The 25,236-nt window shown below is 61.4% G+C and carries 22 protein-coding genes and 2 tRNA genes; 11 read left to right on the top strand and 13 right to left on the bottom strand.

The window, feature by feature from the left end:
- Positions 1-9: 9 nt before the first annotated feature.
- The gene (locus E5P3_RS25320) at positions 10-891 is read right to left on the bottom strand and encodes an ABC transporter permease (RefSeq protein ID WP_162588476.1); all 882 of its coding nucleotides are present in this window, start codon (positions 889-891) and stop codon (positions 10-12) included.
- Positions 888-1,838 (bottom strand): ABC transporter permease, encoded by a 951-nt coding sequence (locus tag E5P3_RS25315; RefSeq protein ID WP_162588475.1) that lies wholly within the window; start codon positions 1,836-1,838, stop codon positions 888-890. The genes E5P3_RS25320 and E5P3_RS25315 overlap by 4 nt, the downstream gene beginning before the upstream one ends.
- A 212-nt stretch (positions 1,839-2,050) precedes the next feature.
- Between E5P3_RS25315 and E5P3_RS25310 the strand changes: the two genes are divergently transcribed.
- The gene (locus tag E5P3_RS25310) at positions 2,051-2,344 is read left to right on the top strand and encodes a YfhL family 4Fe-4S dicluster ferredoxin (protein ID WP_162588474.1); all 294 of its coding nucleotides are present in this window, start codon (positions 2,051-2,053) and stop codon (positions 2,342-2,344) included.
- Here E5P3_RS25310 and E5P3_RS25305 read toward each other — a convergent pair.
- The 8 genes from E5P3_RS25305 to E5P3_RS25270 form a co-directional block, all read right to left on the bottom strand.
- On the bottom strand, positions 2,341-2,793 hold the full coding sequence (locus E5P3_RS25305; protein ID WP_162588473.1) for a hypothetical protein: 453 nt from the start codon (positions 2,791-2,793) through the stop codon (positions 2,341-2,343). The two genes, E5P3_RS25310 and E5P3_RS25305, sit on opposite strands and share 4 nt — an antisense overlap.
- A 36-nt stretch (positions 2,794-2,829) precedes the next feature.
- The gene (pth, locus tag E5P3_RS25300) at positions 2,830-3,462 is read right to left on the bottom strand and encodes an aminoacyl-tRNA hydrolase (protein ID WP_162588472.1); all 633 of its coding nucleotides are present in this window, start codon (positions 3,460-3,462) and stop codon (positions 2,830-2,832) included.
- An 84-nt stretch (positions 3,463-3,546) separates the two neighbouring features.
- On the bottom strand, positions 3,547-4,200 hold the full coding sequence (locus E5P3_RS25295) for a 50S ribosomal protein L25/general stress protein Ctc (protein ID WP_162588471.1): 654 nt from the start codon (positions 4,198-4,200) through the stop codon (positions 3,547-3,549).
- Between the two features lie 99 nt (positions 4,201-4,299).
- On the bottom strand, positions 4,300-5,274 hold the full coding sequence (locus tag E5P3_RS25290; RefSeq protein ID WP_162582409.1) for a ribose-phosphate pyrophosphokinase: 975 nt from the start codon (positions 5,272-5,274) through the stop codon (positions 4,300-4,302).
- 68 nt (positions 5,275-5,342) lie between these two features.
- Positions 5,343-5,419, bottom strand: a tRNA-Gln gene (locus tag E5P3_RS25285).
- 68 nt (positions 5,420-5,487) lie between these two features.
- Positions 5,488-6,351, bottom strand: a complete 864-nt coding sequence (ispE, locus tag E5P3_RS25280; RefSeq protein WP_162588470.1) for a 4-(cytidine 5'-diphospho)-2-C-methyl-D-erythritol kinase — start codon at positions 6,349-6,351, stop codon at positions 5,488-5,490.
- On the bottom strand, positions 6,348-6,842 hold the full coding sequence (locus E5P3_RS25275; protein WP_162588469.1) for a lipoprotein insertase outer membrane protein LolB: 495 nt from the start codon (positions 6,840-6,842) through the stop codon (positions 6,348-6,350). Before E5P3_RS25275 ends, ispE begins: the two co-directional genes overlap by 4 nt.
- Positions 6,839-8,662: a tetratricopeptide repeat protein gene (locus tag E5P3_RS25270; RefSeq protein WP_162588468.1), complete on the bottom strand. Its 1,824-nt coding sequence runs from the start codon at positions 8,660-8,662 to the stop codon at positions 6,839-6,841. Before E5P3_RS25270 ends, E5P3_RS25275 begins: the two co-directional genes overlap by 4 nt.
- A gap of 80 nt (positions 8,663-8,742) precedes the next feature.
- Between E5P3_RS25270 and mutM the strand changes: the two genes are divergently transcribed.
- From mutM to mutY, 3 genes are all read left to right on the top strand, one after another.
- Positions 8,743-9,558, top strand: coding sequence for a bifunctional DNA-formamidopyrimidine glycosylase/DNA-(apurinic or apyrimidinic site) lyase (gene mutM / locus E5P3_RS25265; RefSeq protein WP_162588467.1), 816 nt, complete (start codon positions 8,743-8,745; stop codon positions 9,556-9,558).
- Between the two features lie 70 nt (positions 9,559-9,628).
- A complete protein-coding gene (locus E5P3_RS25260) occupies positions 9,629-11,590 on the top strand; it encodes a dynamin family protein (protein WP_162588466.1) in 1,962 nt (653 codons plus the stop codon).
- Entirely contained in the window at positions 11,580-12,653 is a 1,074-nt protein-coding gene (gene mutY, locus E5P3_RS25255) for an A/G-specific adenine glycosylase (RefSeq protein ID WP_443083266.1), read from the top strand. Before E5P3_RS25260 ends, mutY begins: the two co-directional genes overlap by 11 nt.
- Here the strand turns inward: mutY and rapZ are convergent.
- The 3 genes from rapZ to E5P3_RS25240 form a co-directional block, all read right to left on the bottom strand.
- Entirely contained in the window at positions 12,650-13,528 is an 879-nt protein-coding gene (gene rapZ, locus E5P3_RS25250; protein WP_162589856.1) for an RNase adapter RapZ, read from the bottom strand. The genes mutY and rapZ overlap by 4 nt on opposite strands.
- 56 nt (positions 13,529-13,584) lie before the next feature.
- Positions 13,585-15,273 (bottom strand): DNA repair protein RecN, encoded by a 1,689-nt coding sequence (recN, locus tag E5P3_RS25245; protein ID WP_162588465.1) that lies wholly within the window; start codon positions 15,271-15,273, stop codon positions 13,585-13,587.
- Positions 15,274-15,415: 142 nt separating this feature from the next.
- The gene (locus E5P3_RS25240) at positions 15,416-16,312 is read right to left on the bottom strand and encodes an NAD kinase (protein ID WP_162588464.1); all 897 of its coding nucleotides are present in this window, start codon (positions 16,310-16,312) and stop codon (positions 15,416-15,418) included.
- A 28-nt stretch (positions 16,313-16,340) separates the two neighbouring features.
- On the opposite strand from E5P3_RS25240, the gene hrcA reads away from it, so the two are divergent.
- From hrcA to E5P3_RS25205, 7 genes are all read left to right on the top strand, one after another.
- Entirely contained in the window at positions 16,341-17,345 is a 1,005-nt protein-coding gene (hrcA, locus tag E5P3_RS25235; protein ID WP_162588463.1) for a heat-inducible transcriptional repressor HrcA, read from the top strand.
- A gap of 218 nt (positions 17,346-17,563) precedes the next feature.
- A tRNA-Ile gene (locus tag E5P3_RS25230) sits at positions 17,564-17,642 on the top strand.
- 114 nt (positions 17,643-17,756) lie between these two features.
- Positions 17,757-18,704 carry a helix-turn-helix transcriptional regulator gene (locus E5P3_RS25225; protein WP_162588462.1) on the top strand — a complete coding sequence of 316 codons (948 nt, stop codon included), beginning with the start codon at positions 17,757-17,759 and terminating at the stop codon, positions 18,702-18,704.
- Positions 18,701-19,444, top strand: coding sequence for a hypothetical protein (locus E5P3_RS25220; RefSeq protein ID WP_162588461.1), 744 nt, complete (start codon positions 18,701-18,703; stop codon positions 19,442-19,444). Before E5P3_RS25225 ends, E5P3_RS25220 begins: the two co-directional genes overlap by 4 nt.
- 61 nt (positions 19,445-19,505) lie before the next feature.
- Positions 19,506-22,160 (top strand): DNA methyltransferase, encoded by a 2,655-nt coding sequence (locus E5P3_RS25215; protein WP_162588460.1) that lies wholly within the window; start codon positions 19,506-19,508, stop codon positions 22,158-22,160.
- Positions 22,153-24,072 carry a DEAD/DEAH box helicase gene (locus tag E5P3_RS25210; protein ID WP_162588459.1) on the top strand — a complete coding sequence of 640 codons (1,920 nt, stop codon included), beginning with the start codon at positions 22,153-22,155 and terminating at the stop codon, positions 24,070-24,072. The genes E5P3_RS25215 and E5P3_RS25210 overlap by 8 nt, the downstream gene beginning before the upstream one ends.
- On the top strand, positions 24,069-25,226 hold the full coding sequence (locus tag E5P3_RS25205; RefSeq protein WP_162588458.1) for a GIY-YIG nuclease family protein: 1,158 nt from the start codon (positions 24,069-24,071) through the stop codon (positions 25,224-25,226). The genes E5P3_RS25210 and E5P3_RS25205 overlap by 4 nt, the downstream gene beginning before the upstream one ends.
- Positions 25,227-25,236: the final 10 nt, after the last annotated feature.

Here is a 25,236-nt window from a genome sequence, read left to right as displayed (position 1 = left end):
GGTGAGAGGTCAGCGGGCGCGCGCGAGGCGCGGATCGAGCAGGTCGCGCAGGCCGTCGCCCAGCAGGTTGAGGCCGAGTACGGCCAGCGCGATCGCCATGCCCGGCCACACGGCGAGCAACGGAGCCTGGAACATCATGGTCTGGGCCTCGCTGAGCATGCGGCCCCACGAGGGCTGCGGGGGCTGCGTGCCGAGACCCAGGTAGGAGAGGGCGGCCTCGGCCAGGATGGCGATCGCGAAGCGGATGGTGGACTGCACGATCAGCACCGCCGAGATGTTGGGCAGCACATGCTGCATCGTGATCGCGAAGGCACCCTTGCCGCAGGCACGCGCGGCGGCCACGTACTCGCGCGACCAGATCGCGTTGGCCGATGCGCGCGTGATGCGCGCGAAGGTCGGGATGTTGTAGATGCCGATCGCGATGATCGCGTTGACGATGCCGGCGCCGAACACGGCCGTCATCATGATGGCCGAGAGGATGGCGGGAAAGGCCATCGAGAAGTCGGCGAAGCGCATGATGGCTTCTTCCACCCAGCCGCGCCGCGCGGCCGCCAGCAGGCCCAGCGCCGTGCCGACCACCAGGCCGATGCCGACCGCGATCACGCCCACCAGGATGGACGCGCGCGCGCCCACCAGCAGCAGCGAGGCCACGTCGCGCCCGAAGGTGTCCGTGCCCAGCCAGTGCGCGGCCGTCGGCGGCTTGAGCTTGTTGGCGATGTTCATCTCGTAGGGCGACCAGGGCGTCCACACCAGCGAGACGGCGGCGGCCAGGACCAGCAGCAGCGTGAGCACGCCGCCGATGGCGAAGCTGCGGTGATGCATCGCGCGGCGCCAGAAGCCCGGCGCCTTGGCGGCGGCGGCGCTCGGGACTTGTGCGGGGACTGCGCTCATATGTCGGAGGCCTTGATGCGCGGGTCGATGACGGCGTAGAGCACATCGACCACGAAGTTGACGATGACCACCATCGCCGCCAGCAGCATCACGCAGTTGCGCACCACGATCAGGTCGCGGTTGCTGATGGCCTGGAAGATCAGCCGGCCCAGGCCCGGGAGGTAGAACACGTTCTCCACCACGATGGTGCCGGCCAGCAGCTCGGAGAACTGCATGCCCATCACGGTGATCACCGGGATCAGCGCGTTGCGCAGCACATGGGTCCACAGCACGGCGCGCTGAGAGACGCCCTTTGCGCGGGCGGTGCGGACGAAGTCCTCGCGCATCACCTCCAGCACGGCCGAGCGCGTGATGCGCGCCAGGATCGCGGCCTGCACCACGGCCAGCGAGAGGGCGGGCAGGAGCAGCGCCTTGAGCCCTGCCAGCACGCCTTCATCCCAGCCCTCGAAGCCGCCGGCCGAGAACCATTGCAGTTGCACCGAGAAGACCAGGATCAGCAGGATCGCGAACCAGAAGTTGGGGATGGCGATGCCCACCTGCGTCAGCCCCATCAAGCCGACGTCGCCGAGCTTGTTGTGGCGCGCCGCGGCGGTCACGCCAACCAGCAGGGCGAGCACGGTGGTGAAGGCCATCGCGAGCAGGGCCAGGGGCACGGTCAGGGCGAGGCGCTCGAGGATCAGCTCGATCACTGGCGTGCTGTAGGCGTAGCTGTCGCCGAGCTCGCCGGTGAGCAGGCCGCCGATCCAGTGCCAGTAGCGAGTCCAGGCCGGCTGGTCGAGTCCCAGCTTGGTAGCGAGGGCGGCCACGGCCTCGGGCGAGGCGTCGGGGCCCATGAGCATCTGCGCGGCATTGCCGGGCAGGATCTCGAGCACGAGGAAGACGATGACCGAGGCACCGATCAGGGTGGCGATCAGCGTCACGAAACGCTTGAACAGGAAGAGGCTCACTGGAAATACCTTCGCCTTCGGCTGCGATGCTATTCGCCGTCGGAACGGCCGTGCGGCGCATGGGGCGGGCCGCAGCATAACCCGACTGACGCAATGACCATGCCCGGGCACTGTCGACCCCGCTTCGGCGCTCGGTGTCCTCACCGCTCTCAAAAGGGGGTTTTGGCCGCTGGCGGGGCGGGCCGGGCGGCGGTCGACGGATAATCGAAGCCATGGCCCTCATGATCACCGACGAATGCATCAACTGCGACGTCTGCGAGCCGGAGTGCCCCAATGATGCGATCTACATGGGCGAAGAGATCTACGAGATCGATCCGCACAAGTGCACCGAATGCGTGGGCCATTTCGACGAGCCGCAGTGCGTGCAGGTGTGTCCCGTGGCTTGCATTCCCAAGAACCCGGCCTACCTCGAGTCGCAGGAGACCCTGTGGCAGAAATTCGAGCGGCTGGCGGCCGTCAAGGCGGCGCGCGCCGAAGGCAGGCCCCCCGAAGGGGCTCAGGCCTAGCTTTTCTCGGCGCTGCGGCGTCCTGCCTTCTCGGCTTTTTCCGCCTTCTTCTTCGCAGTGGCCACCGGGTCATGGGCGCTGAAGTAGTCGGGTTCCTTCTTGCCCTTCTTCTTTTTCTTCGCGCCATCGGCATCGGCCTTCGGCGCTGACGGCCTGCTGTCGATGAGCGTCGCGTGGCGGCCGGCCTGCGCCTTCTCCTGGCGCAGGCGCTCGCGTTCCAGCCGGTCGCCGGCTGCCTGGGCCTCGCGCGTCGAGTTGTCGGCCTCGCGCTTCTGCCCGGCATCGCGTATATCGCCGAGGGCGAGGGGCTTGCCGTCCGGACAGGGCTGGTCGCTGTAGGTATTGCCGCAGCGCCACGCGGCCCCGCCCGCGGTGGCCGCGGGCGGGGCCCAGATGGCGCAGGCCGCTATCGCCAGGATGGCGATCCGAGGTGTCGAGTTCTTCTTCATTCTTCCTTCTCTCCCTTTCGCTTCAATGGGTTCCGCTCAGGCCGGAGCGGGCGGTCCGCCTTCGGCCGGCTCTCGACGCGGCGGCTTGGGACGCGGCGGCTTGCTCGTGTGGATGAGCAGCGTCGCCTTGTCCATCTCGCCGGCGACCAGGGCCGGGAAGGCGTGGAGGGTGCGGGCGATCGCGTCCTCGATCGCCTCGCGCTGTTCCTTGAGCGGCTTCTTCAGCACCCAGCTGACCACCTCGGACTTGACGCCCGGATGGCCGATGCCGAGGCGCAGCCGCCAATAGTCCGCGGTGCCCAGCTGCGCATGGATGTCGCGCAACCCGTTGTGCCCGGCATGGCTGCCGCCGCGCTTGAGCTTGGCTTGGCCTGGCACCACGTCGAGCTCGTCGTGCACGACCAGGATCTCGTGGGGCTCGATCTTGAAGAAGCGGGCCAGCGCGGCCACCGATTTGCCCGAGAGATTCATGAAGGTCTGCGGCTCCAGCAGCCACACCGGCTGGCCGGCCACCTGCATGCGGGCTACCAGCCCGTGGTAGCTGCGTTCCGGCGCCAGCGTGAGCTTGCGGTCGCGCGCGAGCGCATCGATCCACCAGAAGCCCGCGTTGTGCCGCGTGGCTTCGTACTCGGGGCCGGGATTGCCGAGGCCGACGAACAACTTGATCATGGAGCGGAATTATCGGCGCCACCGCTCGCCAAAAAAGAAGGCCCGCGCGAGGCGGGCCGTCGTGGCGAAGCAGGCGCGAGGCGATTACTTCTTCTTGGCAGGCGCTGCCTTGGCGTCCGTCTTGGCGGCCGCCGGCGCGCCTTCCGCGGCGCCTTCGGCCGGGGCGGCTTCCTCGGCCACCAGCGGCGACACAGCCGACACCACCACGGGGTTGCCCTTGCCGTGGCTGATGTACTTCAGGCCCTTGGGAAGCTTGATGTCGCTGACGTGCAGCGTGGCGTTCTTGGTCAGGCCGGCGAGGTCCACCTCGATGAACTCGGGCAGGTCAGCAGGCAGGCAGCTGACTTCGATTTCGGTCATCACGTGGTTCACGAGGTTGTGGTCCAGCTTGACGGCGGAGGATTCATCCTCGCCCTTGAAGTGCAGCGGCACCTTGACGGTCATGCGCGTGCGGGCATCGACGCGCTGGAAGTCCACGTGCTGCACCAGCGGGCGGAAGGGGTGGTACTGCACATCGCGCAGCAGCACCTTGCTGGTGGCGCCGGCCATTTCCATCTCGAGGATGGAGGAGTGGAAGGCTTCCTTCTTGAGGGCGTGCCACAGCGCGTTGTGATCGAGCTCGATCAGCTGGGGCTGGCCTTCACCCCCATAGACGATACCGGGCGTCTTGCCCGAGATGCGGAGACGGCGGCTCGCACCCGTGCCCTGCTTGGCGCGCTCGTAAGCGACGAATTTCATAACTCACTCCTGTGGAAGTCGACCGCGACCAGTGCGACTCCGGTTTCAAAAAGGGCGCCACGGTGGGCGCCCGGCTTCTTGCTCAGGCCCGGGGATACCTCAGAAGAGGTTCTCCTGGTCCGAGAACAAACTCATGACCGATTCACCCTTGGCGATGCGCTGGATCGTTTCAGCGATAAGCGGTGCCACGGAGAGCTGACGGATCTTGGCGCACCCTGTCGCACCGTCGTTCAGCGGGATCGTGTTGGTCACGACCACTTCGTCGAGCGCGCTGCCCTTGGCAATGCGCTCGATGGCCGGGCCCGAGAAGATCGGGTGCGTGCAGTAGGCGTAGACCTTCTTCGCGCCGCGTTCCTTGAGCACTTCGGCCGCCTTCACCAGTGTGCCGGCGGTGTCGATCATGTCGTCCATGATCACGCAGTTGCGGCCGTCGATCTCGCCGATCACGTGCATGACTTCGCTGACGTTGGCGCGAGGGCGGCGCTTGTCGATGATGGCGAGGTCGCAATTGAGCTGCTTGGCCAGTGCACGGGCACGCACCACGCCTCCGACGTCGGGCGAGACCACGATCAGGTCTTCGTAATTCTGCTGGCGCAAGTCGCCCAGCAGAACCGGTGAGGCATAGATGTTGTCGACCGGGATGTCGAAAAAGCCCTGGATCTGGTCGGCGTGCAGGTCCATCGTCAGCACGCGGGCCACGCCGACCGTCTCCAGCAGATTGGCCACCACCTTCGCCGAGATCGGCACCCGGCTCGAGCGCGGACGGCGGTCCTGGCGCGCATAGCCGAAATAGGGGATCACGGCACTGATGCGCTCGGCCGAGGCGCGCTTGAGCGCGTCGACCATGATGAGCAGTTCCATCAGGTTTTCATTGGTGGGGGCGCAGGTCGACTGGACCACGAACACGTCGCGAGCGCGCACGTTCTGGTTGATCTCGACGGTGACTTCACCGTCGGAGAAGCGGCCGACGCGGGCGGCGCCCAGCGATGTGCCCAGGTTGTGCGCGATCTCGGCGGCAAGGCCCGGGTTGGCATTGCCGGTGAAAACCATGAAATCAGGATGGTGAACCTGCATGAGCGTCCCGGCAAAAAAGGAAATGGCCCGTTCGAGGGGCCGCCAATACTCTCGTGAACGTGAAGATTTGGCAGGGGAGAAAGGATTCGAACCTTTGCATGCTGGAATCAAAATCCAGTGCCTTAACCAGCTTGGCGACTCCCCTACACAGGTTGGCGGCCAAAGCCACCCACCGATATATGTCGCATCAGACCACAAAAGCGCTCTGACTTTCTAGACCGCCCACCCCGCAAGCGGATGGATGGCCAGATTGCTGCACTTGCGAAGCTGCCAGCCCGAGGGCGCGTCGGCCAGCTTCACGTCATGCGGCATCGCCGCGAATACCGAACTCCCTGAACCGGTCATGCGAGCCTCGAGTCCTTGGCAACCGAGCCACTCAATGGCGTCGGTGACCGCGGGACAGAGCCTTTCAGCGACCGGCTGCAGGTCGTTGCGACCGAAGTCAAGACTCTTGATCTCGCCCCCGTTTCGCCCGGCATGTGCAGCAAAGCCAGAAATTATAGCAGCGGGTGTGGCGCGCTGAAGTTCCGGCGCTGCAAAAATAAGACGGGTGTCCAGGCCCTGGGCCGGCTTGACGACGACGAACCGCCCCGGCGACAGGTCGATCGGCGTGATCTGCTCCCCGATGCCTTCGACCCACGCGTTGCGCCCGCGCAGGAAGAAGGGCACGTCGGCCCCGAGGGCGAGGCCGATCTGTTCGAGTTTCGACAACGGCAGATCCAGGCGCCAAAGGCGATTGAGCGCCAGCAGGCAGGTGGCTGCGTCCGAGGAGCCGCCTCCCATGCCGGCCTGCGCCGGCACCCGCTTGGCGATGCCGATGTGGGCGCCCTCCGCCGTTCCGGCAAAAGCCTGGAGCGCTTTGGCGGCGCGCAGCACCAGGTCATCTTCCGGCAGCGGCATCGTGAGGTCCTCCCGCGTCAGGCGGCCGTCGCTGCGCTTCTCCACGTGCAGGGTGTCGCACCAGTCGATCAGCATGAACACTGACTGCAGCAGGTGGTAACCGTCCGCGCGCCGGCCGGTGATGTGCAAAAAAAGGTTGAGCTTGGCCGGCGCCGGAAGGTCGTAGAGCGCCTTCATGCGCGTTCGAAGACGATGCGCAGGTCCGCTCGCGGCTGCGGCGACTCGCGCGTAGCCTGCAGGCGGCCGGCGCCGATCTGGGACAGGTCCGGCCGCCAGCCAGGCACCCGGTCGTCGCGCCCAGCCAGCCAGCCGAACAGCGCGCCCACCGGAATGACCGCGCCGGTCGCGGCCTCGATCAGCGCGTCTACCGAGTCGAAGCGCCGCGTCTCGCTGCCGTTCCTCAGCAGTGCCTCACCCGGGGACCAATGCAGTTGCGCCAGCGTGTTGCCGATCGGACTCGTCAGGACGAGCTCGCCGGTCTGCGGGGCGCCGCGCAGCTCGAACAGTGCCGAGAAGGTCTGCACCGGCTCGCTGTCGACGCGCAGCGAAAGCCTGCCGCTCCAGGCCTGTCCGGCATCGGTGTTCTTCGGCGGGCCTCCGGGGCTGGCACAGCCTGCGGCCAGCAACAGGCCGGCCCAACCAGCGCATAGGACGAGACGACGCTTCAAAGCTTCACGCGCAGACGCTTGAGCGTCTCCTGCAACGTCTCGTTGTCCGAGTCGACCAGGAAGGCCTCCTTCCAGATCGACATGGCGCGATCGCGCTGGCCCTTGACCCACAGCACTTCGCCGAGGTGCGCTCCGATCTCCGGGTCGGGCCGGCGCTTGTAGGCGGACTCGAGGATGCGCACGGCTTCGTCGGTGTTGCCGAGCCTGAACTCGACCCAGCCGAGGCTGTCGGCGATAAACGGGTCTTCGGGCGCGAGCTGAACGGCCTTCTTGATCAGCGTGCGCGCTTCCTCCAGGCGGATCTTGCGATCGGCCAGCGAGTAGCCGAGTGCGTTGTAGGCGTTCTGGTTGTCGGGCTTGAGATCGATCAGGCGGCGCAGCAGGCGCTCCATCTCGTCGAGGCGGTTCAGCTTCTCGGCCACCATGGCCTTGTCGTAGATGAGGTCCGTGTCCTCGGGCTTGGCCGAGCTGGCCTGCGCCAGCATGTCGTATGCGGCCTGGTACTGCTTGGCATCGCGCAGCAGCTGGACCTCCGCCATGAACTTCTGCTTCTTGTCGTCCTCGGTGCGCTCGGGCAGGGCACGGACCAGTTCGCGGGCCTGCGGCAGCTTGCCCTGGCGGGCCAGCAGCGCAGCGCGTCGTGTCTGCGCGGCTGCCAGGTCTTCGGTGCTGTCGATACGCGACAGCCAGTGCTCGGCGCCCACGAAGTCCTTGCGGCGTTCTGCCAGCTGCGCCAGCAGCAGGAAGGCCTGGGTCTGGCCGCGGCCGCGCGTTTCGGCATCGGCCTGCGTGTCGGCCATGGCGATGTAGCGCTTGAGCGAGGCTTCGGCCGCTGCGTCTTGGCGTGCCTGGGTCTGCAGGCTGCCCAGCAGCAGCCAGGGCTCGGGGAGCTCAGGGCGCGCCGAGGTCAGTGCGGCGAGTTCGGCGCTGGCATCGGTGTAGCGGCGGCCTTCCACCAGCACGCGGGCGTAGGCGATGCGCATCTCTGGCAGGACCTTGGGTCCGGCCAGGTAGCGCTTGACCAGCGCCTCGGCCTCAGGCTGGGCAGGGTCCACCAGTTCCAGGGCCAGCGTTGCCGGTCCGTCGGCCGAGGGATCGATCTCGTGGCCTTTGCGCGCCGCCTCCAGCGCGCCGGCTGCATCGCCGGCCGCCAGTCGCAGGCGGCCGACCGCGGTCCACGCGGCGCCGCCGGTGGCTGGGCTCGTGAGTTCATCGGCCAGCGCCTGTTCGACGACCGAGACGGCCAGCTTCTTGTCGGCAGCCCGGGCGTAGTGGCGCGCGATGACAGCCATCAGGAAGGGCCGCTCCACCTGCGGAGTAGCCGCCAGCTCGGTCTTCAACGGCTCGACGGTCTCGCTGATCCGGTTCAGCGCGATCAGGATCTGCAGCTCGAAGCGCCGCGCCTCGCGCGATTGGGGCAGGCTTTCCTTCCAGGCGCGTGCCGCGGCGAGCGCGGCATCGCCGGAGCGCGCCTGGAGCGCGATTTCCACGGCGCGCTGGAACAGCTTGGCGTCGCGCGAACGGCGCGCGGCGTCCAGCACGAGCGCGTAGCCCGAGCCCGGGTCGCCCGAGCGCGCCGTCAGTTCGCCCATCAGCACTTCATAGAAGAGCTCGGCTGTCATCGCCGAGGCTTGCGCCTTCTCCTCGCGCTGGGCCGTGGCCGCGGCGGTCGTCACGGGCGGTGCCGCTGGTTCGATGAGGGGGGCGGGGCTGGTCGGTGCTGCCGGGGCGGGGGTTTGGGGCTGCGCCTGCGCGGCCAGCGAGATGAAGGCCAAGAGCGCGGCCGCCGAAAGGCGGGATCGGCGAAGCGATGGGGTCATCAAGCCATAATAATCCAAGGTTTTCCAGCAATGGCCGCACGGGCTGCGATCTCGCCTTGTTTTCATGTCGGCCTTTCTCCATGCCTGAACTACCCGAAGTTGAAGTGACGCGACTCGGCTTCGCCGAACGGATCGCAGGGGCGCGAATCGAAGCCGTGCGCTTGGGCAAGCCGCTGCGCTGGGCCCTGGCGGCGGAGCCCTCGACGCTGGTGGGGCGCACGGTGCGCGCCGTGCGCAGGCGCGGCAAGTACCTTCTGGTCGACCTGGACTCTGGCCTGCTCCTGATGCATCTGGGCATGTCGGGCAGCCTGCGCTTCGACACCCTGCTTCCCGCCCCTGGCGCCCACGATCATTTCGACATGGTGACCAGCCGCGGGACCCTGCGGCTCAACGATCCGCGGCGCTTCGGCGCGGTGGTATACGTGGAGGACGAGGCAACACCGCTGGCAATCAAGCTGCTGGGCGGGCTCGGGATGGAACCCCTGGAAGCGTCTTTCGAGCTTGATCGTTTCCATGCGGGCCTGCGACGACGCAGGGCGTCGATCAAGCAGGTGCTGCTGGCCGGCGACGTGGTGGTGGGCGTGGGCAACATCTACGCCTCCGAGGCGCTGTTTCTGGCCGGCATCCGTCCGAGCCTGTCCGCTTCACGCATCAGCCGTCCGCGTGCGGCGCGACTGCATGCGGCGGTGCGGGAGATCCTGGCGCGGGCGGTCGAGCGTGGCGGCAGCACACTGCGCGATTTCTCAAATGTCGACGGGCAGAGCGGCTATTTCCAGCTGGAGGCGACCGTCTACGGTCGCGCCGGCGAGCCCTGCCGAATCTGCGGCACCCCCGTGCGCCAAGTGCGGCAGGGCCAGCGCTCCACATATTTCTGCCCAAACTGCCAAAAGTACTGAAAGCCCGGCAGACTACAGGCACGCCAGCGCCATGTGGGTGCTAATATTTGTAAGCAACCCTTACACACCCTTGACTCGCTCATTCAATCAGCAATTCGACCAGCACGGTGCCTGGCGACGCAACTTTGCGCACCGCCTCAAATGGCTGGCGCGCTGGCTGGACGAGAACGAACTGCTCGACCAGAGCGTGGCAGAGCGACTGCGCGAGCTGGAATCGCAGATGCGCACCAGCAAGGTCATGGTCGCCTTCGTGGCCGAGTTCTCGCGCGGCAAGTCCGAGCTGATCAACGCGATCTTCTTTGCTGCGTATGGCCGCCGCATCATGCCGGCAAGCGCGGGCCGCACGACGATGTGCCCCACCGAATTGGGCTACGACGCCGGTTTTGCTCCCTGCCTGAGGCTGCTGCCGATCGAAACCCGGCTGGAGCCGCATTCGCTCGCTCATTGGCGCGACAAGGTCGAGCACTGGACCGAGATCCCGATCGACGTCGAGGACGCCGAACAGCTCTCGCAGACCATGAACAAGGTGGCCGAGGTCCGGCGCGTGCCGCTGGCCGAGGCGCGCTCGCTGGGCTTCTGGAGCGACGAATCGCCCGACGACAATCCCGTGCCCGATGGCGAGGGCCAGGTCGAGATCCCGCGCTGGCGGCACGCGCTGCTGAACATGCCGCACCCCCTGCTCGAGCAGGGCCTGGTGATCCTCGACACCCCCGGCCTCAACGCCATCGGCGCCGAGCCCGAACTGACGGTGAGCCTGATTCCGCAGGCCCACGCCGTGGTCTTCATCCTCGCCGCGGACACCGGCGTGACCCGTTCCGACCTCGCCATCTGGCGCGAGCACCTGATCACCGAGGGCGATCCGGGCGAGACCCGCATCGTGGTGCTCAACAAGATCGACACCATGTGGGACACGCTGAGCACGCCGGCCCAGATCGATGCCCAGATCCAGCGTCAGCGCAAGGGCGCCGCTGAGCTGCTGGGCGTGCCGCTCACACAGGTGCTTCCGGTGTCGGCGCAAAAGGGCCTGCAGGCCAAGATCCGCCGCGACGTGCCGTTGCTGCAGGCGAGCCGGCTGCCTGCACTTGAATCCGTGCTGGGCGAGGGCCTGCTCGGCAAGCGCGAGCGCATGCTGCGGCTGGCGGTGGACGCCGGCATCTCTGCTTTGCAGGCCGAGGCGGCGCGCATCCTCAAGGTGCGTCAGCGCGACCTGTCGGAGCAGGCACTCGAGTTGCAGGGCCTGCGCGGCAAGAACGTGTCGGTCATCCGCCACATGCGCACCCGCATCGAGCAGGAGCAGGCCGAGTTCGAGGGCAGCAACACCCGCATCCTGGCGCTGCGCTCGGTGCAGGGCAAGCTGCTGCGCGAGGTGTACGCAGTGCTGGGCAGCACTGCGCTCAAGGCCGACATGGCTCGCCTGTCCTCCGCGCTCAAGCGGCCCGGCATCAAGTTCAACGTGCGCAAGGTGTACGGCGCAACCTTCGATGCGCTGCGCAACAACCTTCGCGAGGTGCAGGCGACCACCGCCGAGATCCAGTCGATGCTGCACGCCACCTTCCGCCAGCTCAATGCCGAGCATGGCTTCGCGCTGCAGGCGCCGGCCGAGCCCGACCTGACGGGCTTCCAGGAGCAGCTGAGCCAGATCGAGCGCAGCCACATCCACTACCTCGGCATCGGCAACGTGTTGAAGCTGGCGCAACCCGACTTCTGCGACAAGCTCGTGCGCGCGCTGGCCAGCCGGCTGCGCGTGGTCAACGAGGCGGCCATGACCGAGGTGGAGCGTTGGAGCAAGGGCGCCGGCGCCCAGCTCGACGCGCAGCTCAAGGAACGCCGCCGCAACTTTACCAAGCGCATCGAGGCGATCGAGCGCATCCAGAGCGCCGCGGGCAACCTTGACGAGCGCCTGACCGAGCTCGCTGCCCAGGAGGTGGGCCTGGCCGAGCTGCACGTGCGCCTGCGCGAGTTCACGGCGCTGCTGACGAGCAACGAGGCGCCCTCCTCGGCCGCCGCGCGCAGCGAACTCAGTGCCGCCTGAAGATCGGAAATCGGCGGCCCAGGGGCTGCCGGCGGACTTTGCCGCGCGCGTCGTGGCCTGGCAGCGCAGCCACGGGCGCAGCGAGCTGCCGTGGCAGAACACCCACGACCCGTACCGCGTTTGGCTGTCGGAGGTCATGCTCCAGCAGACCCAGGTCTCGACCGTGCTGGGCTACTTCGCCCGCTTTCTCGAACGCTTTCCGACGGTGCAGACCCTGGCCGCAGGCAGCGAAGACGAGGTGCTGGGCCTGTGGAGCGGCCTGGGCTATTACAGCCGCGCGCGCAACATGCACCAGTGCGCCCAGGACGTGGTCTCGCGCTTCGGCGGCGCTTTCCCGCGGACGGCGGCCGAGCTGCAGACGCTGCCAGGCATCGGCCGCTCCACCGCCGCTGCCATTGCCGCTTTCTGCTTCGGCGAGCGGGTGGCGATCCTCGACGGCAACGTGAAGCGGGTGCTGACGCGGGTGCTGGGCTTCGAAGGCGACCTGGCGTCCTCGACACAGGAGAAAGCGCTGTGGGCCCTGGCGACGGAACTGCTGCCGCCGCCCGCCCAGCAGGGAGCCATCGCCGGCTACACGCAGGGGCTGATGGACCTGGGCGCCACCGTCTGCCTGCCGCGCAAGCCCAGCTGCATGATCTGCCCGGCCAGCGAGCTGTGTGCGGGGCGGCGAGCGGGCGCGCCGGAGCGCTTTCCGATCAAGACGCGCAAGCTGCGGCGCAGCGCGCAATCCCTGTGGATGCTGAAGGCGCTCGACACGAAGGGGCGCGTGTGGCTGGAGAAGCGCCCGTCGCGTGGGATCTGGGCCGGCCTCTACTGCCTGCCGGTCTATGAGAGCCGCGCCTTGCTGCTGGACGAGCTCGCGCCCGATGCGCGCTGTGTCGCGCAGGACGATCCGGCCTTCCTGCACGTGCTCACGCACAAGGACCTGCACCTGCATCCGGTGTCCGTGGCGTATGCGGCCGAGCGCCCGCCGACCGGGTCGGGACGCTGGTTCGAGGCCGGCGAATGGCCGGTGCTCGGCCTGCCGGCACCGGTGCGCAAGCTGCTCGCGACCGGCGACTAGCTCAAGGCGTCCAGCTCGCGGTGCCGCTTGAGGGCGGCCCAGCGTGTGCTGAAGCCGCGGGCCAGCTGTTCCACCAAGAACACCGAGCGGTGCTGCCCGCCGGTGCACCCGATCGCCACGGTCACGTAGCTGCGATGGTCCCGTGCCAACGCATCGAGCCAGCGATGAAGGAACTGCTCGATGTCGCCCTGCATGCGCGCGACGTCCTCGTGTTCGCGCAGCCAGTCGATCACGGGCGCGTCCCGGCCGGTCAAGGGCCGGAGCGTGGGCACGTAGTGCGGGTTGGGAAGCATCCGCACGTCGAACACGTAGTCGGCATCGAGCGGCACGCCGCGCTTGAAGGCAAAGGACTCGAAGACCAGCGTGAGTGCGCTCTCGGGCGCGGCAATCAGCGCCTTGATGTAGCTCTGCAGCTGCGCCGGCCGGATGATGCTGGTGTCTATCACGTCTGCACCGTCGCGCAGCTCGGCCAGCAACTCGCGTTCAAGCTCGATGGCCTGCACCAGGACGCGCTGCTGTTCCGGCGCATCCGTGCGGCCATCGTGGCGCGACAGGGGATGGCGGCGACGGGTTTCCGAATAACGGCGCACCAGCGCATCGGTGGTCGAGTCGAGAAACAGCGAACGCAGCGACACGCCCTCGTTGCGTAGCCGCTCGAGCTGCTGCGGCACCAGCGGCAGCGAGACGCCGCTGCGAACATCCATCGCGATTGCCACGCGTCCCGCCTGCTGCTCGCGCTGCAGGGCGATGAAGGGCATGAGGAGCTCGGGCGGCAGGTTGTCGACGCAGTAGTAGCCTGCGTCTTCGAGCGCGTGCAGGGCGACGGACTTGCCCGAGCCGGACATGCCGGTGATCAGCACCAGTTCCAGGCTCACTGGAGTTCCTTCGCCTTCGGCTGCGGTGCTATTCGCCGTCGGAGCGGCCGTGCGGCTCATGCCGAAACCTCCGGCGTCTTCTTGCCCAGCATTTCTCGCGCATGCGCGAGCGAAGTCTGCGACACGCGCTCGCCGCCCAGCATGCGAGCGATTTCGCGGGTGCGGGTGTCGTCGTCGAGCACCGACACGCTGCTCTCGGTCCGGATACCGCCCCGGCTCTTCGCGCTCGTCTGCTGCTTGGCGACCAGCAGGTGGTGATCGGCGCAGGCGGCCACCTGCGGCAGATGGGTCACCGCCAGCACCTGGCGATCGCGGCCCAACTGCTTCATGAGACGGCCGACGGTCTCGGCCACGGCGCCACCGACGCCGGCGTCGACCTCGTCGAATATCAAGGTCTGCGCGGCGCCAAGCTGGCTGGTAGTGACCGCGATCGCCAGCGCAATGCGCGAGAGCTCGCCGCCGGAGGCCACCTTGCCGATCGCGCGTGGCGTGCTGCCCGGATGGCCGGCGACCAGGAAGGCGACGTCCTCGAGTCCGTGGCGGGCGGGCTCGGCCAGCGTTTCCAGCGAAACCTCGAAGCGTCCACCCTGCATGCCGAGGCCTTGCATGGCCTGCGTCACCGCCTGTGCCAATCGCGGGGCGGCCTGCTTGCGTGCCTTGCTCAGGGCCCTGGCCTCTTTCAGGTAGGCCTGTTGCGCGGCCTGCTCGGCGCGCTCCAGCGCCTCCAGGTCGCTTTGGGCGTCCAGGGCCTGCAGCTCAGCCTGCCAGCTGGCGAGCAGCGAGGGCAGCTCGGCCGGGGTGCGCTTGTAGCGGCGGGCGAGCGACATCCACAGGCCCATCCGCTCGTCCAGCTCGGCGAGCCGTTGCGGGTCCGTGTCGGCCTGGCGCAGATAGCCGTGCAGGGAATGCGCGGCATCGGAAGCCTGGGCCACGCTCGAGGCCAGCACTTCGCCCAATTCCTTGAAGGCGGGCTCGATGTGCTCGCAGTCCCGCAGAAGCGTGACGGCCCGGCTCAGCGCTGCGAGCGCGCCGCTCTCGTCGTCTTCCAGTGCGCCACAGGCGCCTTCGGCGGCGTCGATAAGCGCCTGCGCGTTGGAGATGCGGGTATGGCTGGCCGAGAGTTCTTCCCACTCATCGGCACCCGGCGCGAGCTTCATGACTTCGCCCACCTGCCACTGGAGGCGTTCGCGCTCGCGCTGCAGCGAATCCTGGGCCGAGCGTGCCTTGTCCAACGCCGCAATGGCGTGGCGCCATCCTTGCCAGGCCTGAGCGAGGACGGCAACCGCATCTTCGGCGCCGGCATAGGCGTCGAGCAACCCGCGCACGGCATCGGGACGTGTCAGGCTCTGCCAGGCGTGCTGGCCGTGGATGTCGAGCAGCCGGTCGCCGAGTTCGCGCAACTGCGTGGCGGTGGCCGGGCTGCCGTTGATCCACCCGCGGCTGCGGCCTTGGAGATCGACCGTCCGGCGCAGCAGCAGTGCCTCGCCGGCCTCGAAGCCGCCTTCGTCCAGCCAAGCGGCGAGGGTAGGCTCGGCATCGAACTCGGCGCTGACGTCGAGGCGTTCCGCGCCCTCGCGCACTGCGCCGGCGTCCGCACGATTGCCGAGTGCCAATTGCAGCGCGTCGATCAGGATCGACTTGCCGGCGCCGGTCTCGCCGGTCAGCACGGTGAAGCCGGCGGCCAAGTCGAGTTCGAGTGCACGCACGATCACGAAATCGCGCAAGGCGATGCGTCGCAGTGCCATGTCAATGCCCGCTCGGAATGCCGGAGGGCGCAGGGCGCGCCTGCGAGGGGCGACGACCCGGTCGAGCGTGCGGGCTCACCAAAGTGCCTTCGCCTTCGGCTACGGTGCTATTCGCCTTCGGGGCGGCCGTGCGGCTCATGGATCAGGAACCTCCTTCGTTCCAATGCAGTTTCTTGCGCAGCGTGTCGAAATAGCTCCAGCCTCGGGGGTGCAGGAAGCGCACGCGGTACTCGGAGCGCCGGACCACGATCTGGTCGCCGATGGCCATGGTCGCCAGCGACTGCATGTCGAAATTGGCACTCGCGTCGCGCCCGCCGACCAGCTCGATCGAGACCTCGTCCGCGTCCGGCAGCAGGATCGGGCGGTTGGAGAGCGAGTGCGGAGCGATCGGCACCATCACCCAGCCCGGCACGGCCGGATGCAGCAACGGGCCTCCGGCAGACAGCGCGTACGCGGTGGACCCGGTGGGCGACGCGATGATGATGCCGTCGGCGCGATGGTTGGCGACAAAGTGATGGCCGACCGAAACCCGGAGCTCCACCATGCCCGAGGTGGCGCCGCGGTTGACGACCACGTCGTTCATGGCGAGCGCATTGAACACCGAGAGCCCTTTGCGCACCACATTCGCCTGCATGAGGCTGCGGTGGTCTTCCTCGTAGTCGCCGGCCAGCATCGGGATCAGCACGGTCTGGTAGTCGTTCAGCGCGATGTCGGTAATGAAGCCCAGCCGCCCGCGGTTGATGCCGATCAGCGGCAGGCCGTAGCATGCGAGTTGGCGCCCGATGCCGAGCATCGTGCCGTCGCCGCCCACCACCAGGCCCAGATCGCATTGCCGGCCGATCTCCTCGACCGACAGGCCGGCATAGCGGGTCTGCGCCGTCTCGCCCTCGTCCGGCTGCTCTACGAAGACCTCGCAGCCCTGGGATTCGAGAAAGGCGCCGATGCCTTCCATGATCTCGTCCAGAGCGCCGGCCGGCGCTCGCGCGCCAGAAGCCTGGTACTTGCCGATCAATGCAACGCGCCGGAAGCTGGATGTCATCGGTAAATTACAACACTAAAATCTTTCAATGCTGGACGACCGCGCCAAGTTGCTGCTCAAGACACTGGTCGAGCGCTACATCGCCGAAGGGCAACCGGTGGGCTCCCGTACGCTCTCCCGGGCTTCGGGGCTTGAGCTCTCGCCTGCGACCATTCGCAATGTCATGTCCGACCTGGAGGGGCTCGGGCTCATTGCCAGTCCTCACACCTCGGCGGGCCGCATTCCCACGGCGCGAGGCTATCGCCTGTTCGTCGACACCATGCTGACTGCGCAGCGCGAGCAGTTCGCGGCGCCCAGCCTGCCGCCCGACCAGCCGCAGAAGGTGATCGCCAATGCGGCCCATTTGCTCTCGAACCTGTCGCAGTTCGTCGGCGTGGTGATGGCGCCGCGGCGCGCCTCGGTGTTCCGGCAGATCGAGTTCCTGCGGTTGTCCGATCGCCGCCTGCTGGTGATCATCGTCTCGCCCGATGGCGACGTGCAGAACCGCGTAATCTTTCCCGAGGTCGACTACTCGCAGTCGCAGCTGGTCGAAGCCTCGAACTACATCAATGCGCATTTCGCCGGCCTGTCGATCGAACAGGTGCGCGACCGGCTGCAATCCGAGATGGAGCAGCTGCGCGGAGAGATTGGCGCTCTGATGCAGGCGGCGGTGCAGGTCAGTTCAGAGGTGCTGACGGAGGCGCAGGAAGAAGTGGTGATCGCGGGCGAGCGCAACCTGCTGTCGGTCACCGATTTCTCCGGCGACATGAGCCACCTGCGCCGGGCCTTCGAGCTCTTCGAGCAGAAAGCGCAGTTGCTTCGCCTGCTCGACGTCTCGAGCAAGGCCGAAGGCGTGCGCATCTTCATTGGTGGGGAAAGCCAGGTTGTGCCCTTCGACGATCTCTCGATCGTCAGCGCGAACTACGAGGTCGATGGCGAGGTGGTGGGAACGCTGGGCGTCATCGGGCCGACGCGCATGCCTTACGACCGGATGATCCAGATCGTCGACATCACGTCGAAGCTCGTGACCAACGCGCTGAGCCACCGCAAATAGGGGCAGGGAAGCCGCCCACTAGAATCGCTCCTGCGTGGGCCGTTAGCTCAGCTGGTTAGAGCAGCGGACTCATAATCCCCAGCCCTGTTAAGTTTTATCGAGCAAAATCAACAACTTACAGCATCTGGAAAAAGCGACAAAAAGCCTAGGCTACATATAGGCAACGCACCCGATGACTGGCATGGTTCCCCCTGACGCAGTGGGATAATTGAAAATCTGGGCCCCTAGCTCATGCTTGGTTAGAGCAGCAAACTCATAATTTGTTGGTGCCGTGTTCGACTCACGGGGGGCCTACCAACCTCTAAAAAGCCGTTGTAAGGTGATACTTGCAGCGGCTTTTTTTCGTTCCCTTGTCGCACCAAAAGTAAGCATTTGTCAGCGAAAAAGCGGGTTGTCCATTCACAATGAGGGATGACTTCTCTTGCAGAAATTCTCAAGGCACTGCCGCCTGATGCACTACTGAGCGCAGGCCAACTACTGGCTATCGTTGAAGCAGCAAAACAGCCCTCTGCTAAGCCTGCCAAGGAACAGAACTATAGCCAGTGGGATGACCAGCGGTACATAGATGAAAAGACCCTTGCTGACTGGATTGGTGAAGCCGTCCCCACGGTGAAATCTTGGCGAAGCAAAGGCTCAGGTCCACAGTACTTGAGCAATCCTAAGAATGTTCGCTACCAAGTCGGCCATGTTCGTGAATGGCTGAAGAAAAGAACGGTAACCAACACTTCAGAGGCATCGGTTAAAGGCCTGAGAAGCTACTTTTTAGAAGGCTCCACAGCTTTCCCAGTGTTCACCTATCCAGATGGTTTGAAGCTCTCCCTTGAGGCTGCAATCAAGCACGAGGAGGGCGATCCTGAAGCCACCCCCACGAGTTTCAGAATCGTCAACATGGGCAACGCCATGGAGGACATGGCAGAGCTTTCAGAATGCCTCATAAAAGACTTGCCCAGAGCCAGCGAGTTGCTCAAGGACAAAGCCAAAACGTTTGATGTTGCCTACTGGTTCTACCATCAAACAATCTTTGGCAAGCTCCAAAATCATCAGCCTTTCATCCAAGCCATCCACCTGCTTTTAAAGAATGGCATGAACATCAACACTGCCAACAATCTCAGTGGCTACAGTCTGGCTCATGTCCTCGGACTGAATCAATGGTGTTTTGACCATCCCCAGCACTACAAAGAGTTCGTGACAGCCTTGCTGGATGAAGGCTTGGATCTTGAGAAGCTGGACAATCAAACAATGTCAGCTTTGGACTATGCAGAAGAAGATGATGAGGACGGTCCGCTCATCAATATTCACAACAGCATGAGCTTGGCTCAAAAACTTGAATCAACATTGAAGAAGAAAGGCGACAGATGACAACGAAGTCAAATATAAAAACCATTGACGATTTCCTTGAAACAGCCAAGAAAGATTATCCAGCAATTCATGCTGAACTTAGCAAAGACAGGATAAAGCCAATCTTTCAAGAAACTGCACATTTAATCATCCAGCTTTATGAAGATGGCTTGCTTAGCACTTCCGACAAGTTAGAGGAAGGCACACGTGCGGTCAGGCTTTTTGGCAATACTTGTCGCAACGATCCGACCGCCATCAAGGGCTTGAGGGCTTTCAACAACTTTCTAAATGGCCTAAGTAAGGCAGATGATGTCAATCCTGATTTGGCGAAGCTGTATCAAGTTCTAGATGATCAGATAGAGTCTTATGAAGAAGACGATGAACTTGAATCAGAGGAGCCAAGAAAGATTCAAGCATATATCTGTGTCTACATTGGGGAAATGCGTAGAGGTCTAGGTGCAGACATCCGCATCATTGACTCGATTGAAGAATACTTTAAATGGTTCATTGCCCCTTATGACTTAAACCCAAAGGACATTAAGGTAGATGGGTCAAGGCTGACTGCCGATCTACAAGTTGATGAAGAAAACGGCCTTGACGTTGAGATTGACTTCAATGATCGCGATAGTTTGGTCAAGCTTGAAGAAGACATTGACATCACCTTATTCCCCGATGGCTCTCCGTGGCGCACTCAGTTTCATCCTGTATATGAAGGCGAGCCATTGACTTCGGGTGAAATTTTTAGCGATTCAATCCGTTAGAGACATTAATCAGACTTGCTAGCTCACCAAGTCTGAAAACAGTGGTCAACATTAAAAAAATATGCACATTGCTCAAATTGCTGAAGGCGTTCGCAACCTTCTTCTTCACGCCAAACCAGAAACCTTCATCTATGACTTGCTGACTGCCTATGGCAAACCCAAGGCTTCAGTGACCAGGTTGCAGGCTGGCGAGTACAACATTTCCAAGGATAAGGACTATGTTCTTTGGAAGAGCAATGTGTACTTCACTCACAGTGGCATTCATCAGCCTGCCCAAATCTTGGAACAGATGAAGCAGGCTGATCAAGTCAAGAAGCACAAACCCAGATTCATCATTGCTACGAACTTTGACAAATTCTATGCATACGACACAAAGACTGAAGAGTCTTTGGATATTGCATTCGTAGAGCTAGCAAGCAAGTTTGATTTCTTCCTGCCATGGGCAGGTATGGAGAAGTCAAAGCAGACTCAAGACAGCCCTGCCGATGTCAAAGCCGCCGAGAAGATGGCAAAGCTTTATGACCTGATCCTTGAGCAAAATCCAGTTCAGAACGATGAGCAGCGCCACAGCCTCAACGTTTTCTTGTCTCGCTTGTTGTTCTGCTACTTTGCAGAAGACACCACGATCTTTGAAGCGAAGCTATTCAGCAAGAGCATTGAGTCTCACACCAGTGCAGACGGTAGCGACCTTGCTGAATACCTTCAAGGGCTCTTCAAGGTTCTTGATGAGGAAAGCCGTGACGGCACACCAAGCTACTACGAGAAATTCCCATATGTGAATGGTGGCTTGTTTGAGAAACATGTCCCTGTCCCAGCCTTCAACAAGCGCAGCCGCGAACTCCTGATTCGTTGCGGCTTGGACTTGGATTGGTCAGAGATCAATCCTGACATCTTCGGCTCTATGTTCCAGGCCGTGGTTGATGTTGAGCAACGGGGCAATATGGGGATGCACTACACCTCATACCAGAACATCATGAAAGTAGCTGGCCCGCTATTTTTAGATGCTCTGCATGAAGACCTAGACTCACACAGAGGTAATGCAAAAAAGCTGGAGGAGTTGCTTTCACGGCTCACAAAAATCAAGATATTTGACCCAGCTTGCGGTTCTGGCAATTTCTTGATTATTACCTACAAGGAGCTGCGCAAGCTGGAAATGGAGATTCTTGAGGCGTTGGCAGCATTAAATCAACAGCATTCCTTCTCGTTGAGCGGAATCAGACTGAGCCAGTTTTACGGCATTGAACTTGATGACTTCGCATCTGAGATTGCGACGCTGGCCCTGTGGTTAGCAGAGCATCAGATGAATGTGATCTTCTATGCCCGCTTTAAGACCACCTCACCCACTCTGCCACTGAAACCGAGTGGAAATGTCAAATGCGGGAATGCAGCACGCACGCCTTGGCAAAGTGTATGCCCTGCCCACAACGATGAGGAAATCTACGTTCTTGGCAACCCTCCTTACCTCGGAGCACGGCAACAATCATCCGAGCAGAAAACAGATGTGGAGCTGAGCTTTTCAAAGATTCAAGGTAGTGGGGACTTAGACTACATCGCAGTGTGGTTCCTTAAAGCGGCTGAATACGCCGAGAAAACAAATGTTCGCTTTGCATTTGTATCAACCAACTCCCTGACACAAGGGGTACAGGTGGCGATCTTGTGGCCTCTACTGTTCGGGAAAGGTCTTGAGATTTTCTTCTGCCATCTCTCATTTAAGTGGGAAAACAGTGCAAAGAAGAACGCAGCAGTTATTTGTGTAATCGTCGGCCTTCGGCATGTTTCACAAGAAGATAAGTTCATCTTTGATGACGGCCTGCGCAAGAAAGCAAAGAACATCAATGCTTATCTTGCCGATGCGGAAAACCTGTTCATCTACCCTAGAAAAACGGGCCTATCAGCTTTGCCACCCATCAACTATGGAAGCTTCGCCTTAGATGATGGCAACTACACACTCACAGCCAACGAAGCATCGGCAATACGACAGGAATGTCCCACCGCTTCCAAGTTCCTTCGTCCGTTTATCGGAGCCAGAGAATTGCTGCATGGTGAGGAAAGGTATTGTCTGTGGCTTAAGGATAATCTGGAAGAAGCGCTAAAGTGCCGCCCTATTCGTATGCGCTACGAGAAAGTTAAAACTTGGCGCAGCAACAGTGACCGTGCAACGACGAAAAAGCTTGCAGCAACCTCACATCTCTTTGCCGAGATCAGGCAGCCTACTCAAAATTATCTGGCAGTGCCAACTGTTTCTTCCGAAAGAAGAAAGTACTTGCCGATTGAGTTCTTGCAATCAGAAGTCGTTGCATCAAACCAAATTTACGTGGTTCCTAATGCAACTCCAATAGTTTTTGGATTGCTCGCCTCAAGATTTCACATGATTTGGATTGAAGCAGTTGGCGGCAAACTTAAGAACGACTATAGATATTCTTCCGCATTGTTGTACAACAATTTTCCTGTGCCAGTCCTCAATGACAGCATTAAAAAGAAGCTCACGGTTGCTGTAGGCAAGATTCTGACCGTGCGCGAGTCATACAGCGAAATGACCTTGGCGAAATTGTACGACCCCGATCTAATGCCCCCAGAGTTGCTGGATGCCCACCTTGAGCTGGACTCGGTTGTTGAGTCAGCTTATGGATTGACTGGTGATGTCACCGATGAAGACAGGCTTACTGCGATCTTCAAGCTCTACACAAAAATGACCAAAGGGACCATCCATGCCTAATCTTGTTGAAGTCCAATATCACCAGACAGGTGAAAGCACGAAGCTCAACGATATGGGCATGCGTGAGATGCAGGCACGTGCCTACGAAGCACGCAATGAGCAGTACCTATTGCTGAAGGCTCCCCCAGCTTCAGGCAAGAGCCGCGCTCTTATGTTCCTGGCCTTGGACAAGATCCACAAGCAAGGCGTCAAGAAGGCCATCATTGCCGTGCCTGAGCGCTCTATTGGCTCATCATTTGCATCTACCCCTCTTTCCCAGCATGGCTTCTTCACAGACTGGGTAGTGAAGCCTGAGAACAATCTGTGCACACCAGGTGGTGACTCCAGCAAGGTCACAGCCTTCAAGAATTTTCTCAAGGATGACAGCGACATCCTGATCTGCACCCATGCCACCCTCAGATTTGCTTTTGAAGCGATTGAAGAGGAAGCATTAGATAACTGCGTACTTGCCATTGACGAGTTCCACCATGTCTCAGCAGACGCCGATAGCAAGCTTGGGTTCTTGCTTCGGAGTGTTATGCAGAAGTCCAAGGTGCACATCGTTGCCATGACTGGCTCATATTTCCGTGGCGACAGCGTGCCGGTGTTGTTGCCTGAAGATGAAGCCAAGTTCGTGAAAGTGACCTATAACTATTACGAGCAGTTGAACGGCTACACCTACATGAAGTCATTGGGCATTGGGTATCACTTCTACCAAAAGAAATACCTCAGTGCGATTGCCGATGTGTTGGACACCGACAAGAAGACCATCCTTCACATTCCCCATGTTCGTTCAGGTGAATCCACCAAGGAAAAAGGCGACGAGGTCGGAAGTATTCTGGACATCATAGGTATCGTCCAATCTCAAGATTCTGAGACAGGGGTTATCAATGTCAGAAGGCACACAGATGGCAAGATCATTCGGGTTGCTGATTTGGTCTACGACGAACCACGAGCCAGAGATAAGGTAGTCAACTTTCTCCGCACCATTAAGACCCCTGAAGAGCTAGATCTCATCATTGCATTAGGTATGGCGAAGGAAGGCTTTGACTGGTCATTCTGTGAACACGCATTAACCGTGGGCTATCGTGGGTCCCTCACCGAAATTATTCAGATCATTGGCCGATGCACCCGCGATAGTCCGAACAAGTCCCATGCCCAGTTCACCAATCTGATAGCTCAACCAGATGCTCATGATGATTTGGTCAAGCTGGCTGTCAACAATATGCTCAAGGCGATTACTTGTTCCCTCCTGATGGAGCAGGTTCTTGCGCCGAACTTCAAGTTCAAGACCAAGCTCAATGATGATGACAAGGCTGGACCGGGCGAAGTAAAAATTGGAGGCTTCAAGGAGCCTTCCAGCAAGAAGCTCAAGGACATCATTGAGCAAGACCTGAACGACATGAAAGCTGTCATTCTTCAAGATGACACGATGCTCAAGGCGATTCCAGGAAATGTTGATCCTGAAGTCATAAACAAGGTTCTCATACCGAAAATTATCAAGCTTCGCTATCCAGACCTCACGGATGACGAGATTGAAAGTGTTCGCCAGCACATCGTGGCCGACTCAGTTTTGAAGAGTGGCGAGTTTAAGGAAGACGGGGATCGCAGATTCATCAAAATGGCTGGCAAGTTCGTAAATATTGACGACTTGCACATTGACCTGATTGACCGGATCAATCCTTTCCAGTCGGCTTTTGAAATCCTGTCCAAGTCAGTGACTGCCAATGTCCTGAAGACCATCCAAGAGGCTATTGAAGCTACTCGGATCGTCATGACACCTGAGGAAGCTGTGTTGCTTTGGCCGAAGGTCAAAGAGTTCACCAAGATTCATGGCAACCCACCAGACCCGCAGTCCAACGATGCTCTGGAAGCTCGCATGGGGCAAGCCCTCATCTACATCCGCAACCAGCGAAGACAGCAGGGCGTATGAAGAAGGAAGACTTGCTCAAGCTCGTGGAGGATGATGACCTTGACTTGCTCAAGGTGAAGCCACTCGCCACCCCTGCGATGACGGCAGACCATCGCCTTGTCGCTTCGTTCAAGGAGATAGAAGCCTTTGTAGCCAAGCACGGCAAGGAGCCTGAGCCCAACCATGCAGACATGCATGAATTCAAGCTCAACAGCCGTTTGGCAAGCATTCGCTCCAGCAAGCTCAAGTCAGATTCACTTCGTGCCATAGACACCCACCAGCTCCTGAAAAAAGTTGTGGAGACGGTGGACGACATCTACGACGATGACGAGCTGGGTTTACTGGGTCCGGGTGAGGAAAGCATCTTCACCTTGAAGCATGTGCCAGCCACCATGAAGATGCCCGACAAGATTGCATCTCGCAAGCCTTGCATGGACTTCCCTCAGTTTGAGCCGCTTTTTGACCTGTGCCACCGAGAACTCAAAGCTGGCATTCGTGAGATGCGTGCTTTCACGGGTGAACAACAAATCAAGCCAGGTCACTTCTTCGTGCTGCATGGCATCGTGTGTTTCATTGCCGAAGTCGGTGAGAAAGAAGTTAAAAATAAAAAGGTGAATGCTCGCCTTCGTATTATTTTTGACAATGGCACTGAGTCCAACATGTTGCTTCGCTCACTGGCGACAGAACTCTATAAGGACCCATCGGGCAGGCGCATTCTTGACAACCATGAGAAGGCTTTGGAAGAGCTGGAGCTGATTAAACCAGATGACCTGTCCACTGGTTTTGTCTATGTACTGAAATCAGTAAGCCAGCTCCCTGAAGTCAAAGCCATCACGAACCTCTTCAAGATCGGCTTCTCCACAACCACCGTTGAAGACCGAATCAAGAACGCGGCAAAGGAGCCAACCTACTTGATGGCGCCGGTCAAGATCGTGTCTGTCTTTCAGTGCTACAACCTAAACCCGCAGAAGTTTGAAAATCTGCTGCACACTTTTTTTGGTAAATATTGCCTAGACCTCAAAGTGACAGACAGCATGGGCAAGCTGCATGTTCCCAGAGAATGGTTCATAGCACCGATTGACTGCATAGAGCTTGCAATCCAGCTCCTTATAAATGGCGAAATCGTGCACTACCGCTATGACGGCGACACTGAGCAAGTCGTAGAACGAGATTAAGAAAGACAAG

The sequence above is a fragment of the Variovorax sp. RA8 genome, assembly GCF_901827175.1.
In the GTDB taxonomy this organism is placed as follows: domain Bacteria; phylum Pseudomonadota; class Gammaproteobacteria; order Burkholderiales; family Burkholderiaceae_C; genus Variovorax.
The sequence above is the reverse complement of the archived record's forward strand: the minus strand, read 5'-3'. Positions and strand labels throughout refer to the sequence as shown.

Coding starts and splice junctions, on each gene's coding strand:
- E5P3_RS25320 (WP_162588476.1), bottom strand. CDS start 891: ATGAGCGCAGTCCCCGCACAAGTCCCGAGCGCCGCCGCCGCCAAGGCG.
- E5P3_RS25310 (WP_162588474.1), top strand. CDS start 2,051: ATGGCCCTCATGATCACCGACGAATGCATCAACTGCGACGTCTGCGAG.
- E5P3_RS25305 (WP_162588473.1), bottom strand. CDS start 2,793: ATGAAGAAGAACTCGACACCTCGGATCGCCATCCTGGCGATAGCGGCC.
- pth (WP_162588472.1), bottom strand. CDS start 3,462: ATGATCAAGTTGTTCGTCGGCCTCGGCAATCCCGGCCCCGAGTACGAA.
- E5P3_RS25295 (WP_162588471.1), bottom strand. CDS start 4,200: ATGAAATTCGTCGCTTACGAGCGCGCCAAGCAGGGCACGGGTGCGAGC.
- E5P3_RS25290 (WP_162582409.1), bottom strand. CDS start 5,274: ATGCAGGTTCACCATCCTGATTTCATGGTTTTCACCGGCAATGCCAAC.
- ispE (WP_162588470.1), bottom strand. CDS start 6,351: ATGAAGGCGCTCTACGACCTTCCGGCGCCGGCCAAGCTCAACCTTTTT.
- E5P3_RS25270 (WP_162588468.1), bottom strand. CDS start 8,662: ATGACCCCATCGCTTCGCCGATCCCGCCTTTCGGCGGCCGCGCTCTTG.
- mutM (WP_162588467.1), top strand. CDS start 8,743: ATGCCTGAACTACCCGAAGTTGAAGTGACGCGACTCGGCTTCGCCGAA.
- recN (WP_162588465.1), bottom strand. CDS start 15,273: ATGGCACTGCGACGCATCGCCTTGCGCGATTTCGTGATCGTGCGTGCA.
- E5P3_RS25240 (WP_162588464.1), bottom strand. CDS start 16,312: ATGACATCCAGCTTCCGGCGCGTTGCATTGATCGGCAAGTACCAGGCT.
- hrcA (WP_162588463.1), top strand. CDS start 16,341: ATGCTGGACGACCGCGCCAAGTTGCTGCTCAAGACACTGGTCGAGCGC.
- E5P3_RS25225 (WP_162588462.1), top strand. CDS start 17,757: ATGACTTCTCTTGCAGAAATTCTCAAGGCACTGCCGCCTGATGCACTA.
- E5P3_RS25220 (WP_162588461.1), top strand. CDS start 18,701: ATGACAACGAAGTCAAATATAAAAACCATTGACGATTTCCTTGAAACA.
- E5P3_RS25215 (WP_162588460.1), top strand. CDS start 19,506: ATGCACATTGCTCAAATTGCTGAAGGCGTTCGCAACCTTCTTCTTCAC.
- E5P3_RS25210 (WP_162588459.1), top strand. CDS start 22,153: ATGCCTAATCTTGTTGAAGTCCAATATCACCAGACAGGTGAAAGCACG.
- E5P3_RS25205 (WP_162588458.1), top strand. CDS start 24,069: ATGAAGAAGGAAGACTTGCTCAAGCTCGTGGAGGATGATGACCTTGAC.